This window comes from Enterococcus sp. AZ120, from assembly GCF_050546165.1.
Lineage (GTDB): Bacteria > Bacillota > Bacilli > Lactobacillales > Enterococcaceae > Enterococcus > Enterococcus faecalis.
Window position 1 is genome coordinate 2,327,029 of sequence record NZ_CP172950.1, and the last position, 24,102, is coordinate 2,351,130.

A 24,102-nucleotide genomic window follows, 5' to 3' on the forward strand; every position below is an offset into this window, starting at 1 on the left:
TAAAAACAGCACATTATTTTTCCTTTTTCCTTTTTTTATTCAAATAATAGAAACTTGTTAGTACTACGAGTAAACATGCAATACCAAGGCTGTAAAGCCACGTGCTATTTCGTTCACCTGTCCTTGGTAATGACGTCTGTGCATTAGTCGGATTCGTTTTAGCAGTGGTTTTTCTGCTCACTTTGTCTTGTTGTTGTGACGTTTTTTTATCTTTATCAGTGACTGGTTGCTCTATTGGCTTAATGACACCTTCCGTTTTTAGTGGCTCTTTCCCTCCATAGAACGTTACACCGATATTCGTTTGCCCTACTTCTTCTGCAAAACTCTCAGAAGAAACAATTAGACTCGCAATGCCAACGGTTAAAAGTATTCCCAACGTCACCAGAAGTGACCCTTTACTTTTCATTGTCATCATAGCGTACTCCTTGTCTATTTTTCAAGGCTGCCTGTTTTTCTTGTTGTAAATAGGCTTGTTGTTTCAGTGTTGCTTTCTGTTGCGTAAAACGCCAAATAGCTAGAATTAGACTCACAATTGTTGCAACTAACAAGCCATAAAAAGCTTGATTCCACCAAGTCGGTAGGACCAATTTCACTACTGCTTCTTTATTTAATTTTTTGGCTTCTTGACTACTGATGGTAAATTCTTGCTTAAACGGCCACACTTGTTGTTCATCTTCTTTCAAGACCGCTTTTCCTTCAAAAATATAGGTTCCTGGACGAACATCTTCTTTCCCGAAATCTAAATGGAAGTTCATCGTCGAATTTGGCGCAAAACGAACACTTGGTAAAATCCGTTTGGCATATTCTTTCGTTTCGCCTTTTTTCGTTACTTTTCCTTCTAAACGTACTTCAGGAAAAATAGCGGATGTCGGATTCTGAATAACCGCTTGGACCGATTTATTTCCTAAAGCAATGGTCGGAACTAATTTAACTAATTGAAGAGTCTCTGCTAGATACATCGGTGTATCTTCTGACATTCGTAAAGCAATTGCTACATTAAATCCATATCGACTGGTTAAACCCGTTGATTTTCCTTTTTCTTCCTTTTCATCTTCTGCAAGCGAAGCATAAACACCACCCAAAACTAATCCTTGGAAACCATTCGCTGGAATTTCGACAGTCATTTTGGCTGTTACGGTTTTCTTAGCGGGAACTTTTACATGTTCCTCAGGTAATTTAATTAATGTTGTCAAGGGTACTTTTAAACTTGAATCTGGTTTTTTCTCGAAATCATTGTACACAATTAAACCATTGTCATTCGTCACAGCATTCGCCAAATTTAAATCAATCGTCAATTCTTCATCTGTTTTATTAATTAAAGATAATTCGACTTCTTGTTTCTGTCCTGGTTTTACAATGAGATCGTAGTAGGATTGCGTATTTTTCGCTTGATTCTCAGGAATATTGGGTTTAACTGTAAATTTTGTATTCATGTTGTCATCCGCTTCTTCTGCTTGTACAGCAGAAGGGATGCTTAATGCCATCACACAAATAAAAACTGTGACGATTAGCCAGCGCATTGTCTTCATTATTTGTTCCTCCTATGTATCGAAAAGGAGCCGTGCACCACTGCGCAGCTCCTTTTCTAGTAATGCAGTATTCTCGTTAGTAACTTTTTATGGCGCAGCCACTAATGTCCAAGTTACGTTACCTGTATACGCACCATTTGTAATTTGTGAACTAGGTGTTGTAATGTTTAATTTTACATTTGATAATTCAGAATCCCATGTACCTTGACCTTTACCAACTGCTGCTGTAGCAATTGATACAGCTGCTCCACCTACTGGAATAGTTGTTCCAGCAAATTCAGGACTTCCTGGATCTGCTGCAAAGGCAGCTACATCACGTGAGTATGTTTTTGCTGTTTCATCGTATTTCGCTACTGCTCCTGTTTGTGCAAAGGTAATTGAGCCTTCTAAAGTAGCAGTGCCATTTTTCATTTCAGCAACGCCGGCAGTAACTGACCAACCCGCTTGTGTTCCACGAACATCCCCAACGGCATAACGTTTTGTTTGGGTACCTGTCGCATCTAACGAAATCGCTGATAAATCAGAACTAACTTCTGTCGAAGCAAATTTGAATTCTGTTGGAACATATAACAAATCAAAATTTGTATTCGAGCCTGGTTCTGGTTCTTGTGTGCTTCCGTCATCTCCATCACCCGTACCGCCTGGTAATGAACCACTTGTCATCTCTACGTTTGCTGGTGTTGTACCAGTCGTTGTTGCATGTGCTGCTGCAGGAGCGATGCTTGCCCCTAAAATTGCCGTTCCTGCAAATAAAGTTACCAATGTTTTTTTCTTCATTTTACTCTCTCCTTTATATCTTGGTTAATTAATGAATAAAAAAGTGAAAAACTTTTCTATCTCAGTAGAACGTAAACTAAGTATAGCGAAAAAAAGACTGCTTGTGATTTCAAATTTTAAACACCTCATGCAAAAAAAATGAATTTACTATAACAGCAAGGTTCCAACGACTTTTTGTGTCTTTGAAAACGTAATTTTCAAAAAAGATATTGTTTTTTTTCATATATAAAGTGGTAATTTTATAAAAAAACAGCGAGAAAACGTCAAAACATTAGTAACAAACACTAACATTTTGACGTTTTCTCGCATTTATTAAATCAAAATTTCCTCAATATTTTTAAAAAAAATAGTGAAAACTAAAATTATATCGTTTTCATAGACAAAACGTACATTTTTTCTTACGAAAATTGATAATCACTCGCTGACTATTCTCTAATCAAAGCTTGCGTTGTACAGCGGAAGGAACCACCTAACATTCTAGAAACATGGTAATCAATTGCCTCAACTTTGATACCTTTTGCTTCTATTTGAGGAATTAAAGTTGTAAACGATTGGTCCGTTATATACGTTTCTTCGTTAAGCGGTAGACCATTTGTCACTAAATACGCTGCTTCTTGCAAAGTAACGTGAATTTTTTCCCAGTTTGCTAATTGCGCAGGAAGTCCATCCAAAAAGGCCTCTTCACAAACAATCATCAAGCCTTCTCTCAATAAGCTCAACGCACAATCTAAGTGGAGAATATGCGGATGTAACCGAACCGGCACCACTTCATAACCAAAATGACCAATCATATTGGCTAACCACTGAATTCCTGCTAGGTTACTTGCCAAGCCAGAGTAGCCCACAAAAATTGTTTTTCCTAGAACTAAAACATCGCCGCCTTCAATAAAGGGACCTGCTTCACTTAAAGCCCCTTCAGAAATGTCAGGTTGTGGCGCAGCAAAATAATAGCCTTCTGCTTCTTGTGTCCACTGCTGAATAATCGGACGAATTGGTAAAATTTCTTGTCGACGGTGTTGAAATCTTAAGTTTCCTTCTATTAAGAGATTGCCAATTGTAAAAAAAGGGTCCCGTGAAAAGAAGTTACTATATCCTACGCCCAATTCCTTGCCATGTTCTTTTTCATAGGTTGTCAATAAACGTGGACGAAATACTTCTACGCCATAAGATTCTAATACTCCTTGCATGACTTCTTTTTCTTTTTCCCAACGCACTTGTTGTTCTGGTGCAAAGTCTGCTAAATCACGCCCTTCATTATTCTGTGTTAAACGGGCATTTTCCTCTGTTAAAAAAGTCGTATCCGCTTCATCAAATTTATCTGGTAAACAAAATTGCGATTGTGCTAAAACAACTGAACGCAACGGTGCAAATTCACTTTCAACATGCATTTTTTTCATTATTTGACCTCACTTTTATCTGGTTACCTTCATTATAACAGAGATAAAATTTTTATGCCTTCAATGAAGAAAAAGCAGAACTTCTATACGTTCTGCTTTTTCTTCATTTTGTTATTTACCAATACCTTTATCTTTAATCTCAGCTTTTTGCCCGGTGCCATCTACTAAGCCAAAAATAATCTTCGCTTGGTCTGTATTATCAATTTGTCCTGAAAAAGCTTCTGCTTGTGGGCCATAAGCATAGACATTTACATCTTCTCCTGTGTGTCCGCCAGTAGTCCAACCAGTATTCGAACGTTCATCAAAAATCTTTCTTAATGCCTGAGCGATTTTTTCAACATCTTTTGACTCCGCCGCTGTTTTCACTGCTTTCAATTCAGCCTCACTTAATTGAAAATCAATATACTCAGTCACTGTTTTTTCCACATTACCATTTTTAATAATTTCTTCTGCCATGAAATCAGGCGTGCGTTTTGCCGCATGTAAAGGCTCCGTCAACCAGTTGTATTGATCTCCTTTGCCTAAAGACAAGCCACCTGTTGAATGATCTGCAGTTGTAACCACCAATGTTTCACCATCTTTTTTGGCAAAATCGATGGCCTTTTCAAACGCCGCTTCGAAGTCTTGCATTTCGCTCATCGCGCCAACAATATCATTGCTATGCCCGGCCCAATCAATTTGACTACCTTCAACCATTAAAAAGAAACCTTTTTCATTTTTATCTAACCGTTGAAGAGCCGCTTCTGTCATATCAGCTAATGAAGGGACTTCTTCCGTTCGGTCAATCATTTTAGGTAGCCCGCCTGGTGCAAACAAGCCTAAAATTTTGTCGTCTTGGTTCTCATTTAACGACTTTTTGTCTGTGACATGACCATAACCCGCTTGGGAAAATTCTTTGACTAAATCACGATCTTTCCGGGCAAATAATTCGGAGCCGCCGCCAAGTAACACATCGACTTTGTGTTGTCCGTCGATTTGATCATCAAAATAGTCATCGGCGATTTCTGCCATGTTTTTGCGTGAAACATTATGTGCGCCATATGCAGCAGGGGTTGCATGTGTTATTTCAGATGTTGCTACAAGCCCCGTTGATTTCCCCACTTTTTTCGCACGCTCCAGCACTGTTTCTGTTTTGGACTTGTCATTATCGAGTGCTATAGCATTATTATAGGTTTTTACTCCGGCAGCCATCGCTGTCGCTGCGGAAGCTGAATCGGTGACATTCTCTTCTTCATCTTCTGGATAAGTGGCTTGCTGTCCGACTAAATAGGTATCAAAAGCTGTTTGGGGAACACGCTTGTCTGAGTGATTGGCTTTGAAATAGCGATAGCCCGTTGTATACGGATTCCCCATGCCATCTCCAATCATAAAAATAACATTTTTTACTGGTGCTTTTTCGGATTCAGTTGCCTTCGCTTCAGCAACCTCTGTTTGTTTTTCGCCGCTTTTTTGTTCAGATAAATTTGTACAACCCGCTAATGTTGTGAATGTTAATAAGGTAACCCCTAGCAAAGCTCTTTTCTTCATTTCCTTGTTTCCTCCTTCATATCTACCCATACATTGACTATAACAAGTCTTAGTTGATTTCTGATAAATAACAAGTAAACAAAGTGTTAAGTTGTTGTATTGCTTCTGTTAAGTTCCTTATTTGTCGCGTCTTGCTGCTCTTTTTTCGGCCTCTTTGCGTAATTGTTTCTGCGCTTTTTTTGAGCCGCGTTCAATATCTTTGAGTTTCTTTCGTTCATGGAAATCTGTAAATAAACTTTCTAAATCATAGTCTTGCGGATATAGATCTTGTGCTTTCGCTTGTAATTTCAACCGTCTTCGTGGTACATTTTCAATTTTATCATTCACAAATACTTGGATTTCTTGTTCACCCTCATCTGTAAAAACCAACCCAATTTGTTGTGTTTCTGTCAATAGGACACGATCACCTTTTTGATAACGGTCTGTTTCTTCTACAAACGTGGCAAAGGTCGTTTCTTTTGCTTTCAGGGGTTTAAATAGACTTCGATTAGTAGGGTATTCTTTCCGCTGAATATAATGAGCCGCCTTTTCAATGAGCTGTGGCTCCATCTTCATTTTACGTGCAATCCAAAGAGCCTGACTATCGCCAACTTCACCAATTTTCAATTGATATTTGGGCGTTAATGTTTCACGATCGAAGGCCATTGCGGCGGGCACAAAATCGTCATGCTCTTGGGCAAAACGTTTAATTTCACCATAATGGGTCGTTGCAACTACCAAGGCTCCCTTTTGATACATCGTTTCCATGATAGCAATCGCTAAGCCAGCTCCTTCGTTCGGCTCGGTACCACTGCCAATTTCATCTAATAAAACAAGCGTGTGTCGCTTAACATTACGCAACATTTCCGCAATATTTTTCATGTGCCCAGAAAAAGTGCTTAACGCATTTTCCAGATTTTGCTGATCACCAATATCGACAAAAATTTCATCTAATACTGGAATCTCTGTGCCTGCTTGTGCTGGAATTTGCAACCCAAATTGTGTCATGACAGTCAATAAGCCAACTGTTTTCAAGACAACCGTTTTACCACCAGCATTGGCACCTGTAATGACAAGTCCTCGATACTCTGCTCCTAAAGAAAACGTCAATGGTACTGCGTGTTCTAATAAAAGAGGGTGTTTTCCTTGAACAATGCGCAAGCGTTCTTCTTTGTTTACTTTTGGCGTAATCCCACCAATTTCGCGACTATACTTTCCTCGTGCAAAAATAATATCTAAGGTGGTCATTGTATCGACGGCTTGATCGACAAGTCGTTCTTGCTCATTAATTAACCCAGTTAGTTCCGCCAAAATTTGATATTCTTCCGCTGTTTCTTCCGCTTTTAAGAGTGTCAATTGTTCATTTAATTTACTAATTGCTACAGGTTCAATAAAGACCGTTTGTCCTTTATTGGATTGCTCAATGATTGTGCCTGAAACCTTATTTTTATAGCTAGCTTTGATTGGTACCGTGTAATGTTCCCCTTTTTTCACCATCATATTTTCTTGAATATACAGTTGATTATTTTTATTACGTAAAAATTTGGTGACTTTTGTTTCAATGTCTTGTTGGCATTCATTGATTTGACGCCGGATTTTCCGAAGTTGTCGAGAAGCATCGGTGGCAACTTTTTGATTATGGATTTTCGTATAAATTTGTTCTTCAATTGCTCTGAAATCAGCTAAGTGCTGACTGTAACTAAATAGGCGTGGTGTTTGGTATTGATTTTTTTCAAAAAACTTCTGGATTCGCTGACTACTTCTTAAAAAGTCAGCCACCTCAATCAATTCGTTTGGTGTAAGGATTAAGCCTTTTTTCACTTGTTGAAGCAAGCGGGTAATTTGGCTCAAGCCCATGAAAGGGACGTGTTGTCCGCTATCAATAATTAAGCGGGCCTCGGTTGTTTCCGTTAAGCGGGACTGCACTGTTTCTAAACGTGTTGCAGGGACCATTTTCGCCAACCGTTCTTTACTATACTCGCCAATCGCACGTGTTTGAACTTCTTTAAGAATTGTTGTAAATTGTAATTTTTGAATGGTTTCATGATTCATTTGTTTTTTCTTCCTTTCTATCACGAAAAGAATACCTGGCGCCTTTAAATAAAAACCAGTTTCTACAGAAAAAAGAGGACAGCGTTCTACCGCTGTCCTCTTTATCATTGGATAAAGGTTACTAAAGAAACCTCTTCTAAAGGAGGTATTTAGTAAATGAGATGACTAACAGGTATCACTTTCTAAGCACACCAAATAAACCTTGCTTGGTTCACTGGTTATTCAACTTATCAATTAGATACCTACGACACTCACCAAAATACCCCACATTCATTTGTTGGTTTTTATTTATTCTCCACTTGAGAGTAGCAAATCTGGTGGAGAAAGTCAACTAAAGATTGGCCCTTTACTTATTCAATGTGTTTTTCATCATGGTTAGTAACGTTTTCACGTCTTCTGTTCTAGTGTCCCCTGTTTCTTGATCGATAATTGAGCTGTAAACATGAGGAATGATTTTTTTAACGCCGGCATCCACCGCAATTTGAACAATTTCTTCAAAGTTTTCTAAATCAATGCCCCCTGTTGGTTCTAAATAAAAGTCATACTTGGCACAAGCTGCTGCTACTGCTTGATATTCTTCTTTGTGAGCCAAGCCTTTCATTGGGAAATATTTAATGGAACTGCCCCCCATGTCTTTCAACAATTTGATGGCGGTTTCGATAGGCACTTCCGCCGCTGGCGCACCCGAGCTTAACGGACCTGTCGCAATGTTGACATAGCCAACTTTGCCTGTGGGTGAAACCAAGCCATTAATCACTGTTTCGTCTTGACGCAGTAAGGCCCGCGAAGCGCCGACACCTGTGAAGACTTGGTTCACGTGTTGCGGTTGTAGAACTTCTGATAAGCGAGCCACCATTTGACTTTGATTAGGATCGCCAGCCCCTAAGCCGACAGATAAAGCGTTGTTGGTTGCTGCTTGGTATTTTTTCATATCGTCAATGGCTGCTTCATCGGTTTCATAGTTTTTTGAAAGGACGCCTAACACAACATGCCCTTCTGCTGCTTCATAACAGGCTTGGGCATTTTCTACTGAATTGGCTAAGACATTTAAACAAATGCGTTCTTCTAAATAATTAGGTTTTAATGACATGACTTATTTCTCCTTTGTGTCCATAATTTCTTGTAATCGTTGCACGATTTTGTTCATTTCTTCTTGATTGACAGAACGAATGTCAAATTCAATGATGCCATTGTTGGCTTGATATTCTCGCGTATAAATGGCTGGACTTTCTGCTTTTAATGCTTGGATGACTTCCTTAGCGGTTTTTCTGCCGTCCACTTTGACACTGGCGCGATAAATGTCTCGTCCGGCGCCATCTTGGACGATTTTAGCGGTTAAATCTGACAGGTTGTTGATGGCTTCAACAAACGGTTTTAAGCGCTCTTGCATCGAAGCCCCTGATTCACTGCCATGTGCCAAGTATTCTTCCACTGCTTGCGTAAAGCCCAGGATATTGTCTTTGCCAATTTTCATTGCTCGACCAATGCCTTTGCCTTGTAGGCGCACCCAGTCAATGTATTCTTTTTTCCCGACCACTAAACCAGCACTTGGCCCTTCAATGGCTTTGGCGCCGCTGTAAATCACCAAATCAGCACCTGCTTCGGTGTATTTGAAAAGATCTTCTTCTGCTGCCGCGTCAACAATTAGCGGCACCTTGTGGCGTTGCGCCACTTTGGCCGCTTCGGCCACCGTCAGCATACTTTTTTGCACGGTATGGTGGCTTTTGATGTATAGAATGGCCGCTGTTTTTTCGGAAATCATCATTTCCACGTGTTCTGGACTGCACATGTTGGCGTAGCCAGCTTCCACCACTTGGCCGCCGCCTTGCGCTACCATGACTTCTACAGGCGTGCCGTAGTCCACGTTGTGCCCTTTAGGTAAAACAATCTCCCGTTGTTCGATCTTTTCTGTATAGGGATGATACGCGTGGTACAAGCTGCCTTTTCCAATCAATGCAGCCACCGATTGGGCAATCCCCGCCGAAGCCGAGGAAACGATTTGGGCATCTTCTACCTTCAACAAGTTGGCTAAAAAGGCCCCTATTTGCACACTAAGTTCACTCATTTCAAAGAAATGTTCGCCGCCGAATCGTTGAGCTGCTAGGACTGCCTCCGAAACTTTGGAGACACCTAGAATGGTCATTTTGCCAGAAGCATTGATGACTTCTTTTAAGTGAAATTTTTCGTAACTATTCATTATTTTCTCCTTTATAACAAACCAAAGAATGAAGTGACCAAACTAACTAAGACAATCGTGCCGATAATGATACCGTAACGTGGGCCTTTTTTTACCATGAAGAAATAAATAGCCATGACTGCTGCTAAAGGAAGTAACCCTTTCATAATTTGATCTAGAATATCTTGTAAAACAATCGTGGCACCGCCAGTAACTTTAAACGTCATCGGGCTAGCAATTTTAACATAACTCGCACTTAAAGCGCCCATCATCATCATTCCTAAAACATTTGCTGAATAAATGACTTGCTTAATTTTGCCGTCTTTTAACAAACTTAAGATTGAATTACGCCCTAATGTATAGGACTTATTCACTAACGTCCAACTGATGTATAATGTAATGGCTGTGTACAGAACCAACGGACCGATACTTCCAATCACGTTACCTCCTTTAGCCATTGGAATAAAAATGGAAATGATTAACGGCATTAATGCTGCCCAAATAATCGAATCGCCAATCCCAGCCAGCGGACCCATCAGCCCAGTTTTAATCGATGTGATCGCCGTATCAGAGATCGCTGCGCCATTGGATTTTTCTTCCTCCATAGCAATTGCAATCCCTTGAATGGAAGCCCCTACTGTTCCTTCAGTATTAAAAAAATTCAAATGACGTTTCAGAGCTTCTTTTTGTTGTTCTTCATCGTCTGCGTAAAGTTTTTTAATTGCAGGAATCATCGATGCACAAAAAACTAAACTTTGAAGACGTTCATAAGAATTTGATAATTCACAGCCTAGTTGATAAATCCAAAAGGCTTTGGATAATTCTTTTTTAGTAATTTTTTTCTGTTCCAATTGTTGTTCATTTGCTTGTGTCATTTGTTCCATTATGCTGCCTCCTCACTCAATGCCTTGTTTCTAACTAAAAAGGCAATACAGATTCCTAAAATAGCGACGGCCATAACTTCTGCGCCAAAATATACTACTGCAACAAAACCAATTAAAAAATAAGGAATCAAATTTTTCTTGCCAATTACCATAATTGTTAAGGCGAAGCCTAACGCTGGTAAAATACCACCCATTACTTCAAAGCCGTGCATCAACCATGCTGGGATAACTTCTAAGACTTTATTCACCACGGATTGACCAAAAAAGTTCGCCGCAAAAACCAAAGGAAAGCGAATTAAAAATCCCGCTAAAGCTGGATAAACAAACGCAGCTCGGTAAATCCCCCCATAATTTAACTCTTCCGCATATTTATCAGCCATATGCACCCACGTCGCATTGATGGTGCGCCGTAATTGATCCATAAAGACGCCTAACACACCAAAAGGAACAGCTAGTGCAACAGCCGCCTCGGCATTCATTCCCACACCTAAAGCAATCGGAATCGCGATTGCTGAAGCTAAAGCCGGATCACTAGGCACATTGCCGCCCGGTGTGGAGGTGACTCCGAGATAAACAAGTTGAATCCCCGCCCCCACAACCATTGCTTCACTAAGTTTTCCTGTTGCTAAACCAGCCACCAACGCTGCGCCTAATGGCTGAGACAGCATGCCTGAAAATGTGTACCCAAAACGCAAACGTGCAAACCAATAATAAAGTCCCATAATAATTGAAACACCTAAAACGCCCATATGATTCTCTCCTTTTTCTCTGATTATAGTGATTGATATTTTTCAATTAATTTTTGAATTGGTAGGGGATTTTCTTCGGGAATCGCTTGGAAGAAAACATGGATGCCCTTCGTTAAAAGTTCAGTCAAAATTGCAACATCTTCTTCAGATAAATTGATATTTTTTAAAACATTTTTCCGATTTGGTCCGCCACCTAAGCCACCAACTTGAATCTCCTCTTTAATAATTTCTTGGTCCACCATCGCTTTTAAGGTCGTTAAATCTGGCACTAAAAATAACACCTTTTTCTCTTCCTTTTCTTGCGATTCCCAATATTCTTTGGCACTTTCAATCCCTTTAATTACTACAGAAACCCCTGGAGGCGCTGCCATTAAATAAATACTTTGTAAAAATTCATCTTGCTCTAGTTCATCACTCACTACCAAAATTTCATTTGCACCTGATTGTTGTAACCATTTAGTCACTACTTGTCCATGGATTAAACGGCTATCAACTCTTGTTAATACGATTTTTGACATTCTGTTCACCTGTACTTTCTTATTTTGGAATTTCTAAAATTTGACAACTGTCTACTGCTGCTTGTTGAATCATCTCTGCATCTTGTAAACGAAACCCAGGACCACTTTGTTTCATGACGGATTCTAATAATAACGATGTGCATAATCCTGACACGATCAGGAGGTCATAATCTTTTGATAAACGTAATGCAACGTTACTAGGTGTGCCACCTTTAACATCTGTTAAAATTAGCAGTTGGTTGTGCCACGTTAACTGGTCAATTTTTTCTGTGACTCGTTCTAAATAATCCCCCAGTGAATCCTCTGCTTGTAATGCAACTTCATGTACATTTGTGACTTCTCCAACAATCATCTGGACGCTTTTGACTAATTCCAAGCCCCAACCATTGTGTGTTAAAAGTAAAATTGGTTCATTTTCCATAAACAAACTCCTTTGCTAATTAATCATTTTATTAAAAGCAATAAGTGTGCCAACTTTCATTTCCGTTTGAATTAAGCCTTTTCAAAGAGCAATTCATAAATATAGCGCACTTCCAAAGGTGGAATCAACAGATTATAGGACACTTCAAGCGGTCGAAACGCCATTTTTATGACAGATACAGCTTCTGGCAACTCTCGATATGACACTTCATAAGCTGTCGGGTCATATTCTGGATTCAACAATTGCCGTTCTAACATACAAGCACAATGAATGATAAAACGAAGTAAAATCTTTTCGTCACTTTTTATTTTAGTTTGCAAGCAAATGTCTGAATAAATCTTAGCTAATTCGATTGAAATGGTTGTAGGATTCAAAACCGTTAGTAAGTCTGTAATAGCTTCGATTGATAATCCTTGAATATATTTAGCTGAAACTTTTTTTAGTAACTCTTGGTTTTGTTTTTCTTCTAAATGATGGCCTAATAATTCGAAAACTAGCTGAATGCCCCGCTTCGATAGTAAATCTTGTAAAGAAATAAACGGAATATCTGGCACTTCTGTCTTTACGGTGCCAATGATACCAACGATTTTCTCTTCTTTCCGAACAAAAGAATGCAAGCGATCAATGTCTTCCACTTCTCTTTTCTCTAAAGTAATGATGCGTACATTCGTTAGTAATTCATTGGGAAAAGTTTTTAGTAACAACTGTTCAATTTTAATAGCAGTCCCCATGCCAGTTAGACAGGAAATAATGAGAACTTTTGCCTCGTTGAAGCGACCTTTACTGCAAATCAAGGCGCGATGATTTTTTTCTTTTAAGACTGGTAATAGATACTCAAATGCCGTCGATTCATAAATGACTTCTCGGGCCACTTCTAGCAATGTTAAGAGATTGATATTGCTAATTAGCAGCACTTCCATTTGAAACGTTTGACTGATAGCATTACCAAAGTAAACCAGGGAACCGATGTCCACCATTAAAATAATTTTTTTATACTGATTTTGCTTTACAATTGCACGGACTTTTTCTAATGTTTCTTCCACTGATTGATTAATCGGCATATCAACTGCACGCATGACCGTTGTTGAAAACAGAAGGTTGGTGTACTCAACCATGCTGCTGGCCGTCGCGGCACCATGTGCAACGACGATAACGCCACAGTTTTCTTCAACTGAGTGCGCTCTTTTTTTAGCTGTGACTTTACGAATAAATAGATCAAAAAAGAGGATTTCCGTATCAGCAAAAGAAATCCCAAACAATGTTTGTAGAAAGTCCACCATGGTCTTAGCAGCTTGATACTGGGTTACTTTGCCAGAATAGATATTTTTGGTATCTGAATAAAATGTTTCATTCATTTGTGCAGAATAAAAAACAGCAGAATAAAGGTGGACAATTAAAATATTCTGGAAATCCTCTGTCAATTTTTCTTGGATTAATTGTTCAAAAAAGACAATGGCTTCTTGAATTTTTGGCTGCAATGTTTCGTCAATGGCCTCTATGGCTAGCGGTTCTTGAGCAAAAATATCCATATCATAAAGTTGCTCGACTTTGTTTTGCATGATTGCTAGCGCATCCTCTGTCGAAAGAGTTAATTTTTTCAAATCCGCATATTCTTTCAATAGAAAATTATAAAAACGATCATTTTTCAGACTTTCCGATTTGAGTAACTCTTGACTGCTTAAATAAAAATGGTTGTATTGAATCGTGAGGCCATCGTTAGGTATCCACTCATTAAAAGCCAGCAGACTTTCTACATCAGGTTGCTCTTTGACTGTTCCCTCGTTTGCTTCAATGCAAATAGTTTCCGTTAATTGATCGAACACTTCTAAATAGGCTTGTGCGCTCATAAATTGAATCGCCGCTTTCAATTCGCCAACGTTGGCTTCAAAATGAGTAAATGTTAATTGTTTCAACGCCTCATAACGAATATGGATATTCTTTTGAATCCGTTGACTTTCTTCTAAGAAAAAGGACAAAATCAATTGAATTTTTTCTTTCAAAGAGCGCTCGGCTAAAGCTGGAATGGCTAATGTCACAGGGATCCTTCTTAAAAACGTTTTCAAAAAATGTTGATTGACGGCTTCGGTTGTTGCAAAAATAAATTTTATCGATACATTTCTTTGTTTTTCGGCTTCGCCCATCCGTGTAAAATACCCTTTATCCAAAACTGTAAACAATTTTTCTTGGCCTTCGCTCGTTAATCGATGGACTTCATCTAAAAATAAAAAACCGCCATCTGACAACTCCACTAAACCTTTTTGGTCATTGACGGCACCAGTGAAACTGCCTTTTTTATAGCCAAACAGATGCGAAGTTAATAATTCTGGATTGTTGAAATATTCTGCACAATTAAAATAAATAAACGGAACTTCTTGGTTCATTTTAACTTGATAAAATTGGTGTAATTGTTCTGCAATTAAGGTTTTCCCCACCCCAGATTCTCCAGTAAGTAAAATATTCAAGCCATTAGGCGGATATAAAATAGCGGCTTTCAACTTCTTGATGACGTCTGCTAAGCTCCCATCAAAACCAATTACGTTCGCAAATGGATTCATTTTCAGTAGCTGCTTTTTCTTATGTATCTGTTCTGTCTGTTGATAAATATCCTCTTGCAGCGAAGCGAGGGAATCATAGCACGTGCTACTTTTAAAAAAAGGAAACTGTTCCTCTAAGTAGTCTTTATCAAAAAATAACACTGGTCTAGATTTAACTTTAACGACTTGGTCTTTTCTCACTAATTCTGAAAGCTCTTCACTAACAGCGGTTCGGGTATAGCCAGAGGCCTGACTTAATTGCGAAGCCGTTGCGGGTAACAAGGTTGCTTTGCTACTTGGATTTTGTACGTGAAACTGTTTTAACGCTTGATGAATATTATCAATTCTCATAGTCTTTTCCCCATTTCTTTTTTTATCCAAAAGTTAATTTATTATACATTAAAACGGAAGCGGTTTCTTATCTACCATAAAAAAAATCAAGTCTTTAACCAAAAGATTAAAGACTTGATTTTTATTCTCCGTATTGTACAAGTTGTGTATTTTCACAATGAAAGTCCAAGAAATCTTGGATTTTTTTACCATTGAAGTAGTTATCAATGACTCGCATGACCGCATTGTGGCAAACAAATAGGTAAGTTTCCTCTGAAGCCAAGGCTTCCTCAATCAGGGGATAAATTCGACCCGCGACATCTAGGACTGATTCCCCTTCTGGAAACGGCAAGGAAATCTCAGAACGATTTTCTTGGAAAGCCGTTGTTTCAATCGGTTCACCATCATAAATGCCAAAATTCATCTCAATTAAACGAGGTTCTGTTTCAATCGTCAATTGATTTCGTTCCGCAATTTTACGGGCTGTTTCTTGCGCCCGTTTTAAAGGCGACGCCAGTAAACGGTCGATTTGAATTCCTTGTTTGGCAATTTTTTCAGCTACCAATTCCGCTTGTTGATAGCCTTTTTCGGTCAATTGCGCTTCCGCATGACCACAAATTCTACGGGCCACATTATAATCTGTTTCACCATGTCTCACTACGTACAGCATTTTTCCACCTCAGTTTTTTGTCTTGTATCTATTTTATCTGAAATTTGGTCACAATAACACCCTATTTAGCGGTAACTTTCTGGTAATTTAAATTTGCCTTCTTGCTCAAACTGTTCGCCTACTTGGAATAAGAGATCTTCACGTCCACGAGCAGCCAGCAATTGAATGCCTAAGGGTAACCCCGTTGCCGTAACATGTGTGGGCAAGCTGATGGCTGGTTGTCCTGTCAAGTTAGCTAGTTGAGTATACGGTGTTAGCTGTAAACTTTTATCAAAATAATCATAGATTAATTCAGCTAGCTCTGCTTCTGTTAATTCTGCTGCTTGCTCCATTCGTTGACGAATGTGCTCACTTTGCAAATCTTCGTTAATTTTTGGTGCTGAAAAAGCCGTTGTTGGTGATAAAAACAGATCAAATTTTTGAAAAAGTTCTTCCATCGTTACTGCTGCTTGATCCCACAACTGTAATGAATGAACATAGGTGGCTGCTGGAATCTTTTGGCCGAATTGATGCATGGTCCATGAAAAAGGTTCGATTTCTTCTTTACGAATTGGGCGCCCGAGCCCCTGTTGAATGCTGTTCATCATTGCTGTAGTTTCTGCGCCGTTCATTTGATAATAGGAGCGAATCAGCGCTGCACCATCGACTGGATAAGGAATCTCAATGATTTCATGACCAGCGGCTGCCAGAAAATCAGCCGCTTGTTTCGCCGCTTGTGTTGCTTCTGGCGAAATCATTGAGCCGATAGGCGAAGCGGTACACAGAGCAATTTTTAGCCGTTGTTTTTTAGTGTGTGTTTGCCATTCTGCCAAGGGCGCTTGGTAGGGGGCGCCACTGTGGCTACCACGTAGGCCATAGAATAACGCTTTGGTGTCTCTCATAGAAATAGTCAACGCAAAGTCAATCGAGGCACCTTGCCAGCCTCGCCAGCCTTCTGGGCCGACAGGCATGGAGCCACGGCTAGGTTTTAAGCCAATTAAGCCACTAAAAGAGGCGGGAATTCGGATGGAGCCACCGCCATCGCTAGCGCCGGCTATAGGAACAATCCCGCTAGCGACAACTGCGGCAGCGCCGCCACTGGAACCGCCTGGCGAATGTTCCAGGTTCCAAGGATTGCGGGCTGGCCCGTAAAGCGCAGGGTCCGTAATATTTTTAAAGCCAAACTCTGGGGCGTTGGTTTGTCCTAAAGGCATCAAGCCAATCGTTTCTGCTTGTTTGACAAAGTTAGAGGTCGTTGTTGCAGTACTATTTTTAAAAAGTTGCGAGCCGGCCGTTGCCGACCACCCCGCTTTTTCTTGGCCTAACATTTTCAAAGGAAATGGCAAACCAGCAAATAGTGTGTCCTGCTGTTTATTTTTTTGATAAGTTGCTTCTGCTTTTTGGCTGTCAAAGGTTACAAAGCCATTGATCTTTGGATTTAACTTTTGGACTTTTTTCTCAATATCCTTTAAGAGTTCTGTGCGACTTACTTTCTGTTCTTTTAATTGTTGTACCCAATATAGTCCGTCTTTCATACAGACCCACCTCCTATACTATTCCTTATTAGTATAGCATGGTTTTTAGGGGTCATCCTGTGATGGTGATTTTCATTCGTCAAGTGCTTCTCTAATTTAAGTAAATAATTCGCCAATGTAAGGAAGCAACTGCGGATGCAGTTTGTAGCCTTTATACCGTGTATTTTGGATACCTTGTTTTTTAAAGCCCCCTACTTGAATTTTTTTATTTAATTTTGTCAGCTGTTTGGTCATTTTTTTTCGATTATTGGCTGTTTCTTCTGTGTCATATATTAATTTACAAAGGCGTTCCATTGGTAAGTGTTCTTTTGGCGTACTATACAAGACAGCCAGTAGTGCACGTTCTGCGGCTGTTAGCTTTATCCCCTCTACATCTAACTTTTCATCTTCTCGTTGGATGGGTTTATTTAATTCTGCCAAAAGGAGATTTTCTCTTAATGTATCCAAAGTCGCATCCAATCGTAACCAATTGAGAATGCCATATTGATAGCTAATGCTCAATTCTTCCGAGGTAGGAATATCTTCCGAGCGAAGAAACAACGGCGTTTTAACTCTGGCTAATTCCTTTAGATATAAATATTGTTCTTTGCGAGGAATCGTTTCGCTGAGAATGATGGCATCAAATTTTCGATAAAACAAATGACTTTCCTTAATTTCACCAATCAGACACGTCGTACAAAAAACTTGGTGATCTAAATGCTGTAAGCGGTTTTGAAAAGCAGTTTCTGATAAAATATTTTTTGTGATGACCATTATTTTCATTCTTGATTCCTCCTTAATTCTTTTTTGGTTCAAAATTTTCTCAATTTTCGTGTTTTGTTTTGATATATTTAGTATACTGGAATTTTTTCGAATTAAAATTTAGAAATTTACAAGCAAATCAGTCATTAACAGTCATTCCTGTAATCCCCGATTTATAAAGGATTTCCAATAGTCTTATTTAAAAAATGTTTGTTATTTAATCCTCAACGTGCTATTTTTTTAATTTTTTTCTTTTTTATTTAGCTGACAAACGTCAAAAGGTTGGTAGCTAATATCAACCTTTTGACGTTTGTTAGCTACTTTCTCTTGAAATCTTTGGATTTTTTTCTACTTTCACTAAAAAAAACAGCCAAAAATGGCTGTTTCTTTGCTATTTATATTTATTTCATAATATCGATTAAGTCTTTTTTTGAAGCTGCCGAGGCAGGGAAATAGCTAAATACAACCCCGATAAAGACAGAAATCCCAATGGCTAATGAAACGGTCATTAAATCTGGTCGAACAGAAAACGGTAGTGCCATTGAGGCTAAGTAGGCAATAATCATTCCTAAAAGATAACCAGTAATTCCGCCGATTAAGGTCAAGGCAATCCCTTCTGTTAAGAATTGCTTTTTAATATCACTGGCTGTCCCGCCCAATGCACGTCGGATACCAATTTCCTTAATCCGTTCTGAGACCGAAATGTACATCATATTCATAACGCCGACCCCAGCAATTACCAGTGAAATAGCCGCAATTGCGGAAATAAACAAGGTTAAATTATTTAATAAAGAGCCCATTTCTTTGATGGTATCTTTAACATTATATTCTTGATACGTCCCGCTGTTTTTCATGGTTCCTTGTTGAGAGAGAGTTTTTATTGTTTCTTTCAATACTTGATCTGGTTGGTAGCCAGGTGCCACTGTTAGCTTCAACGTAGATGTATCTTTTAGCTTGCCGAAATAATGTTCATAGGTCTTTTTTGGAAAATAAAGTAATGAGTCATCATTACCTGGACCAATGGCACCGCTGGTATTGGTTGTCACGCCAACAATGGTAAAAAGTTGCTCTTTATATGGAAAAGTTCGATTAACTGCTGCAGTCGGGTCTTGGTAGAGTTCTTTGGCAACCAGTTCATCCACCACCACTGTTTTATCCATTTTTGCATTGTCTCCATCATTCAGTTGGCGTCCCGCCAACAATTCTTTGGTGGTTTTGTTGGCAAGTTCATAGGTTACGGAAAGATTTTTCGGTCCTGCTTGAAAATTCAGTGTGCCTTTTTGGGCGCCATCAACTTCTCTTTGATCAAAATCAATTTTTTCTACGCCAGGAACCATGCGCACGACCCCTAAATCATTGTCGGTAAACATCGCTTGGTCACTAAACATATCCGAAGTGTTGTAGGCCGAAAAAGAAATCTTTTTCACATTTTCTTTTTGTTTTTCAGCAGATAATTTATCGACCATGTCTTCTTTAAATCCGTTACCGATAGCCACGATGGTAATCACCGAAGCGATCCCGATGACAATCCCTAGCATCGTTAACAAGCTGCGTCGCTTATTTTTCAAAATGGAACGGAAGGCGGTTTTCCAAATAATTGAACGTTTCATGTCAGCACCTCCTCTAAAATCTTTCCATCACGAACTTTAATCAAACGATTGCAGTATTCAATTGTTTCTTCATCATGTGTCACTAAAATAATGGTGACACCTTCATTGTTTAATTGCTGAAAGAGCGTTAAAATTTCTTCCGATGTTTTACTATCTAAAGCCCCAGTTGGTTCATCTGCAATAATAAAACTTGGCCGATTGACAATCGCACGCGCAATGGCCACACGTTGTTGTTGTCCGCCCGAAAGTTGTTTTGGATGCTTCTTGCCTTTATCTGGCAAGCCGACTTTTGTCAGAACTTCGTGGACACGATCTTTGGCTTCTTTTGGGGTTAACCCACTATATAAAAGAGGTAATTCAATGTTTTCTTCAACTGTTAGTGTTTCAATTAAACTAAAATTCTGAAAGACAAAGCCGACTGCTTCATTTCTAATTCGGGATAGTTCCTTATCAGAAAAGTCGCCAATTTCACGGTCTTCAAATAAATACGTTCCTTCAAACTTTTTATCAATAAAGCCTAGCAAATTAATCAAAGTCGATTTCCCAGAACCAGAAGGACCCATAATCGCTAAAAATTCTCCAGCGTCTACTTGGAGGTTAATATCATCTAACACATGCAGTGTTTCTTCTTCGGAATAATAATATTTATGAATATGGGCTAGCTTAATCATTGGCAGCTACCTGAACATCTTGATTATCTTTTAATTCTTTATTGGGATTGGCAATCACTTGGTCTTTCCAATTCAAGCCACTTTTGACAACTTTACGACCTAAATTTGTTTCTGTTTCAATCGGTGTTTTTTTCGCTTTGCCCGCTTTGTAAACATAGACAAATTCTTTTTGGCCTTCTTTTTGGATTGCTGCTGTCGGTATAATCATTTGCTTTTGCGGCACAGCGATGCTAGTAGACAAGCCTTCTGCCCAAGGAAAATCACCTTCTACTGTAAATTGATAACTCACTACTGGATTGCCTTCATTTTTAGCTATTGGGGTTTGCGCAATGGAAACAATTTTGCCTGGTGCTGATTTGCCTGAACCAACGGTCGTCACTGTTACTTCTTCCCCTGTCTGTAATTTATCGTAATCATATTCGGTTACTTTTCCTTGAATATTTTTCTTTTGTGTTGCAATTTTAATGACTGGTTTGTCGGTACTACTCATGGCACTAGCATCAACAGTGACTTGGCCATCAATTGGTGCTGTAACAACTGTGTTGACTTTGCCACGTGTTTGTTCAAGCGTGTTTGCTGCTCCGACGGCATCACTGTTGGCTAATTGAAGGGCTTGGTTAGCTTGGGCGACTTCACTATTCGCAGCACTAACGGCTTCATTCAATTGCTGAATTTCCGCATTTAGTGTTTCTTTCTCTTCAGCCTCTTTTGCGGTGTTTAATTTTTGCTTGGCTGCAGCAACTTTGTTTAACGCTTCATTGTATTTTTGAGTGGCTAAGTTAACGTTCTCTTGTGCTTGTTGAACTTGAAGATTGTTCCGATTAACGGCATTCGCTTGTTCTGTTTCTGTGGCTTGGATGTCTGAGTTATTGTACGTTAACAATGGACTATCTTTCTTGACTTCTTTACCATTTTCAACATTTATTTCGGCAATTTTTCCTAGAGAAGGATCAAAGAAAATATCCCGAGTATCTAGAAAACTCACTTGACCATCTAATTTTAATGAGGCCATTTCTGTAATGGTATACGTTGTGTATTCAGGTTCAACTTCTTTTGAAGAAAAAACTGTTTTTGCTCCGATAAATCCGACGACGACCACTGCGGCACCAATACCGAACCACACTTTTTTATTTCGCTTCTTCTGGCCTGACTTTTTCATTTATTTGTTCCTCCTTGATTTCTGTTGACGAGTTTGTCATTTTATTTAGTATATAATGAATAAAAAAACTGGTCCCTTCATCTTCCTATCATTCCTCTTACAGTTTTGACACATCTTTATCTAACAAAAAAACGTTTATCCTGTGTAAAAGGATAAACGTTTTTTGTTATTTTATTGTTCTAATTGACCCAACCAGCCAGATGTACCACCTAGAACATTGGTTACTTGATACCCTTGTTGACTGAGAAACGCACACGCTTGTGCGGAGCGCGATCCCATTTGACAAATCAGATAATAGGGTTGGTTTTTATCTAATTGCTGATAATTTTCGGTTAAAGTACTTAAAGGTAAGTTGATGGCCTGAGGGACATGCCCCAGTTGGTATTCCATTTCTTCTCGTACATCAATAATCGGTAATTTTTTTCGTTTTGCTTCCTGATAAAATTCAGGCATGCCAATCGTGTTATACATTTTCTAGTTCCTCCGGTTTTACCATTCGATATAGCGCAAAAGCACCATCTAAATTTTTGGCTGAGATGCCTGCTTGTTTTAGCATCCGTTCTGCAATATAACTACGCAAACCGCTGTGACAACTAACAATGTACTCCGTTGACTTGTCTAATTCCTCCAAACGTTCTCTTAACTCATTTAAAGGAATAGAGACAGCATTTTTAAATTGACCATTGGCTTGTTCAGCGGGATTACGGACATCTAATAAAACAGCCCCATTAGCTAATTCGTTGGATAACTCATACCATTGAACGTTTTCACTCAATCCTTCTGCAAGGTTCATCGCTGCATAGCCTAACATGTTCACAGGATCTTTCGCTGAACCAAACGGCGGAGCATAGGTAAACTCTAATTCAGGCAAATCAAAAATAGTTAACTGTCCTTTAATAGCGGTCGCAAGAATATCAATCCGCTTATCTACGCCCTTTGCCCCAATTCCTTGTGCGCCATAAATTTCCCCTGTCGTAGGATGGAAAACTAATTTTAACTGAAGATCTGTTGCGCCAGGATAATACCCCGCATGGTCTTTTCCACTGATATGCACAACAGCTGTTGTTAGTCCAGCAGCTTTAGCAGCCCGTTCGCTTAAACCAGTTGAAGCAGCGGTTAAATCAAAGACTCGCACAATGGCGGTCCCAATGCTTCCTTGATTTTTTCTCTCTAACCCAGCAATCACATCCGCTACTTGACGTCCTTGGCGATTGGCGGGAGAAGCTAAAGAAATCAGCGCATCTTCTTGAGTGATTTGTTGTTTCACTACAATAGCATCCCCAACCGCATAAATATCGGGTTGATTCGTTTGATAGTGTTCATCAACAACAATACCGCCACGTAAACCAGTTGCTACACCTGCTTCAACTGCTAAGGTATTTTCTGGTTGGACACCCACCGACAAAATGGTTAAATCAGAAGCTAATGTTTGACCGTCTTCTAAGCGAATCACTTGCCCTTCTTCTTCAAAAGCAACCGCAGATTGTCCCGTAATTACTTGAACATTGTTTTTACTTAATTCAGCTTTGACAAAAGCGGCCATTTCTTCGTCTAAGGGCGGTAAAACATGAGGCGCTTTTTCCACGAGAGTGACTTCTAATCCGCGTTTTTGTAAGTTTTCTGCCATTTCCAAGCCAATGAAGCCTGCGCCAATCACGACGGCTCGTTTTGTTTCTGGTGTCAAGGCTGTCATAATTTGATCTAAATCAGGAACATTTCTTAATGAAAAAACATTTTTGGCTTCTGCCAATCCTGTAATTGGTGGCACAAAAGGTTTCGCCCCTGGTGATAAAATTAATTTGTCATAGTGTTCTGTTAAAATTTCTGTTTCATGTTTCACTGTGATCACTTTTTCTATTGGATCAATCGCTACGACTTCATGGTGAGGACGAACATCTAAATTAAACCGTGCCTTTAACGCTTCGGGTGTTTGAACAAGCAGTTGCTCTCTTTCTGCGATTTCGCCAGAAACGTAGTAAGGCAAACCACAGTTTGCAAATGAAACAAAAGGGCCTTTTTCCATGACAACAATTTCAGCATCTTCCATTAAGCGACGTAAACGTGTCGCTGCTGACATGCCACCAGCCACGCCTCCGATAATTACAATTTTCATTTATTTTCCTCCTTTAATTTGACCAAACCATTGGGACATCCCGCCACGAACGTTAATCACGTGATAGTTTTTTCTCGCTAAAATTTTGGCCGCATTTTTGCTGCGCATGCCGGACTGGCAAATCACATAGACTTCGTTAGCGGATTTGTTGTAGGCGGGAATTTTGTTAAGTGGGACATTAATCGCTTGTGGAATATGCCCTGCGCGGTATTCGCTAGGTGTCCGGACATCTAATAACGTTATCTCTTTAGATAAACGTGACTGCAATTCCTTTGTTGAAATACTTGGCGTTTTTTTAAACAATTGAAATAACATCTTTTTCTCCTTCTCTTATATACCTTACGGGGTATATTTAACATGAAAAAGTTAGACTTGTCAACTGAAGAGATTTCTGCCATTTTTAGATTCAAAGAAAAGATAGTTGACAAAAATACCTCGTGTAGGTATATTTTAAACCAATCACTACTCTTAAGGAGGGGCAAAATGACTGAAGAAAAAAAGAAAGTGCTGAATCGTTTACGCCGCACAGAAGGTCAAATTCGCGGGATTCAAAAAATGATTGATGAAGAAAAAGAGTGTATCGATGTTATCACTCAGTTGAGTGCGGTCCGTTCTAGTATTGATCGCGTAATGGGGATGATTGTTGCGGAAAATTTAAAGCATTGCTTTGAAAATCCTGAAAAAGATCCTAAAGAACAAGAAGAGCGATTAGCACAAGCGATTAATATGATTGTCAAAAAGTAAAACAACG

At 39.3% G+C, this 24,102-nt stretch carries 23 protein-coding genes; 1 reads left to right on the forward strand and 22 read right to left on the reverse strand.

Annotated features, from left to right (window positions below):
- Nucleotides 1–13: 13 nt before the first annotated feature.
- The 22 genes from IGJ46_RS11170 to IGJ46_RS11275 form a co-directional block, all read right to left on the reverse strand.
- Nucleotides 14–415 carry an LPXTG cell wall anchor domain-containing protein gene (locus tag IGJ46_RS11170; protein ID WP_002355092.1) on the reverse strand — a complete coding sequence of 134 codons (402 nt, stop codon included), beginning with the start codon at nucleotides 413–415 and terminating at the stop codon, nucleotides 14–16.
- The gene (locus IGJ46_RS11175; protein WP_002394060.1) at nucleotides 396–1,529 is read right to left on the reverse strand and encodes a DUF916 and DUF3324 domain-containing protein; all 1,134 of its coding nucleotides are present in this window, start codon (nucleotides 1,527–1,529) and stop codon (nucleotides 396–398) included. The genes IGJ46_RS11170 and IGJ46_RS11175 overlap by 20 nt, the downstream gene beginning before the upstream one ends.
- Nucleotides 1,530–1,616: 87 nt before the next feature.
- On the reverse strand, nucleotides 1,617–2,306 hold the full coding sequence (locus tag IGJ46_RS11180) for a WxL domain-containing protein (protein ID WP_002365278.1): 690 nt from the start codon (nucleotides 2,304–2,306) through the stop codon (nucleotides 1,617–1,619).
- A 425-nt stretch (nucleotides 2,307–2,731) separates the two neighbouring features.
- Nucleotides 2,732–3,703: a dimethylarginine dimethylaminohydrolase family protein gene (locus tag IGJ46_RS11185; protein ID WP_002359145.1), complete on the reverse strand. Its 972-nt coding sequence runs from the start codon at nucleotides 3,701–3,703 to the stop codon at nucleotides 2,732–2,734.
- A gap of 111 nt (nucleotides 3,704–3,814) precedes the next feature.
- A complete protein-coding gene (locus tag IGJ46_RS11190) occupies nucleotides 3,815–5,260 on the reverse strand; it encodes an alkaline phosphatase (RefSeq protein WP_002381148.1) in 1,446 nt (481 codons plus the stop codon).
- 87 nt (nucleotides 5,261–5,347) lie between these two features.
- On the reverse strand, nucleotides 5,348–7,261 hold the full coding sequence (locus IGJ46_RS11195; RefSeq protein ID WP_002419334.1) for an endonuclease MutS2: 1,914 nt from the start codon (nucleotides 7,259–7,261) through the stop codon (nucleotides 5,348–5,350).
- 346 nt (nucleotides 7,262–7,607) lie between these two features.
- Nucleotides 7,608–8,351, reverse strand: coding sequence for a 2-dehydro-3-deoxy-phosphogluconate aldolase (gene dagF / locus IGJ46_RS11200; RefSeq protein WP_002361094.1), 744 nt, complete (start codon nucleotides 8,349–8,351; stop codon nucleotides 7,608–7,610).
- Between the two features lie 3 nt (nucleotides 8,352–8,354).
- Nucleotides 8,355–9,458 (reverse strand): DgaE family pyridoxal phosphate-dependent ammonia lyase, encoded by a 1,104-nt coding sequence (locus IGJ46_RS11205; RefSeq protein ID WP_202229313.1) that lies wholly within the window; start codon nucleotides 9,456–9,458, stop codon nucleotides 8,355–8,357.
- Between the two features lie 11 nt (nucleotides 9,459–9,469).
- Nucleotides 9,470–10,321 carry a PTS system mannose/fructose/sorbose family transporter subunit IID gene (locus tag IGJ46_RS11210; RefSeq protein WP_002355080.1) on the reverse strand — a complete coding sequence of 284 codons (852 nt, stop codon included), beginning with the start codon at nucleotides 10,319–10,321 and terminating at the stop codon, nucleotides 9,470–9,472.
- Complete coding sequence (locus IGJ46_RS11215; RefSeq protein ID WP_002355079.1) at nucleotides 10,321–11,070, reverse strand: PTS mannose/fructose/sorbose/N-acetylgalactosamine transporter subunit IIC; 750 nt, start codon at nucleotides 11,068–11,070, stop codon at nucleotides 10,321–10,323. Before IGJ46_RS11215 ends, IGJ46_RS11210 begins: the two co-directional genes overlap by 1 nt.
- A gap of 23 nt (nucleotides 11,071–11,093) precedes the next feature.
- Complete coding sequence (locus IGJ46_RS11220) at nucleotides 11,094–11,588, reverse strand: PTS system mannose/fructose/N-acetylgalactosamine-transporter subunit IIB (protein ID WP_002355078.1); 495 nt, start codon at nucleotides 11,586–11,588, stop codon at nucleotides 11,094–11,096.
- Between the two features lie 19 nt (nucleotides 11,589–11,607).
- Nucleotides 11,608–12,009, reverse strand: coding sequence for a PTS sugar transporter subunit IIA (locus tag IGJ46_RS11225; protein WP_002365282.1), 402 nt, complete (start codon nucleotides 12,007–12,009; stop codon nucleotides 11,608–11,610).
- A gap of 71 nt (nucleotides 12,010–12,080) precedes the next feature.
- Nucleotides 12,081–14,894, reverse strand: coding sequence for a sigma 54-interacting transcriptional regulator (locus tag IGJ46_RS11230; protein WP_218391271.1), 2,814 nt, complete (start codon nucleotides 14,892–14,894; stop codon nucleotides 12,081–12,083).
- Nucleotides 14,895–15,015: 121 nt separating this feature from the next.
- Entirely contained in the window at nucleotides 15,016–15,543 is a 528-nt protein-coding gene (locus IGJ46_RS11235) for a histidine phosphatase family protein (protein WP_002359138.1), read from the reverse strand.
- Between the two features lie 65 nt (nucleotides 15,544–15,608).
- A complete protein-coding gene (locus tag IGJ46_RS11240) occupies nucleotides 15,609–17,057 on the reverse strand; it encodes an amidase (RefSeq protein WP_202563516.1) in 1,449 nt (482 codons plus the stop codon).
- A gap of 96 nt (nucleotides 17,058–17,153) precedes the next feature.
- Nucleotides 17,154–17,819 (reverse strand): helix-turn-helix domain-containing protein, encoded by a 666-nt coding sequence (locus IGJ46_RS11245; protein WP_002359135.1) that lies wholly within the window; start codon nucleotides 17,817–17,819, stop codon nucleotides 17,154–17,156.
- Nucleotides 17,820–18,199: 380 nt separating this feature from the next.
- Entirely contained in the window at nucleotides 18,200–19,408 is a 1,209-nt protein-coding gene (locus IGJ46_RS11250; protein ID WP_002361089.1) for an ABC transporter permease, read from the reverse strand.
- Entirely contained in the window at nucleotides 19,405–20,079 is a 675-nt protein-coding gene (locus IGJ46_RS11255; protein ID WP_002365285.1) for an ABC transporter ATP-binding protein, read from the reverse strand. Before IGJ46_RS11255 ends, IGJ46_RS11250 begins: the two co-directional genes overlap by 4 nt.
- The gene (locus IGJ46_RS11260) at nucleotides 20,072–21,238 is read right to left on the reverse strand and encodes an efflux RND transporter periplasmic adaptor subunit (RefSeq protein ID WP_002359132.1); all 1,167 of its coding nucleotides are present in this window, start codon (nucleotides 21,236–21,238) and stop codon (nucleotides 20,072–20,074) included. The genes IGJ46_RS11255 and IGJ46_RS11260 overlap by 8 nt, the downstream gene beginning before the upstream one ends.
- A 171-nt stretch (nucleotides 21,239–21,409) precedes the next feature.
- Nucleotides 21,410–21,709, reverse strand: coding sequence for a rhodanese-like domain-containing protein (locus tag IGJ46_RS11265; protein WP_002355066.1), 300 nt, complete (start codon nucleotides 21,707–21,709; stop codon nucleotides 21,410–21,412).
- Nucleotides 21,702–23,351 (reverse strand): FAD-dependent oxidoreductase, encoded by a 1,650-nt coding sequence (locus tag IGJ46_RS11270; RefSeq protein WP_113803397.1) that lies wholly within the window; start codon nucleotides 23,349–23,351, stop codon nucleotides 21,702–21,704. The genes IGJ46_RS11265 and IGJ46_RS11270 overlap by 8 nt, the downstream gene beginning before the upstream one ends.
- Nucleotides 23,352–23,666, reverse strand: coding sequence for a rhodanese-like domain-containing protein (locus IGJ46_RS11275; protein WP_002370047.1), 315 nt, complete (start codon nucleotides 23,664–23,666; stop codon nucleotides 23,352–23,354).
- Between the two features lie 168 nt (nucleotides 23,667–23,834).
- Between IGJ46_RS11275 and IGJ46_RS11280 the strand changes: the two genes are divergently transcribed.
- Nucleotides 23,835–24,095: a metal-sensitive transcriptional regulator gene (locus tag IGJ46_RS11280; RefSeq protein ID WP_002355063.1), complete on the forward strand. Its 261-nt coding sequence runs from the start codon at nucleotides 23,835–23,837 to the stop codon at nucleotides 24,093–24,095.
- The last annotated feature ends 7 nt before the right edge of the window (nucleotides 24,096–24,102 follow it).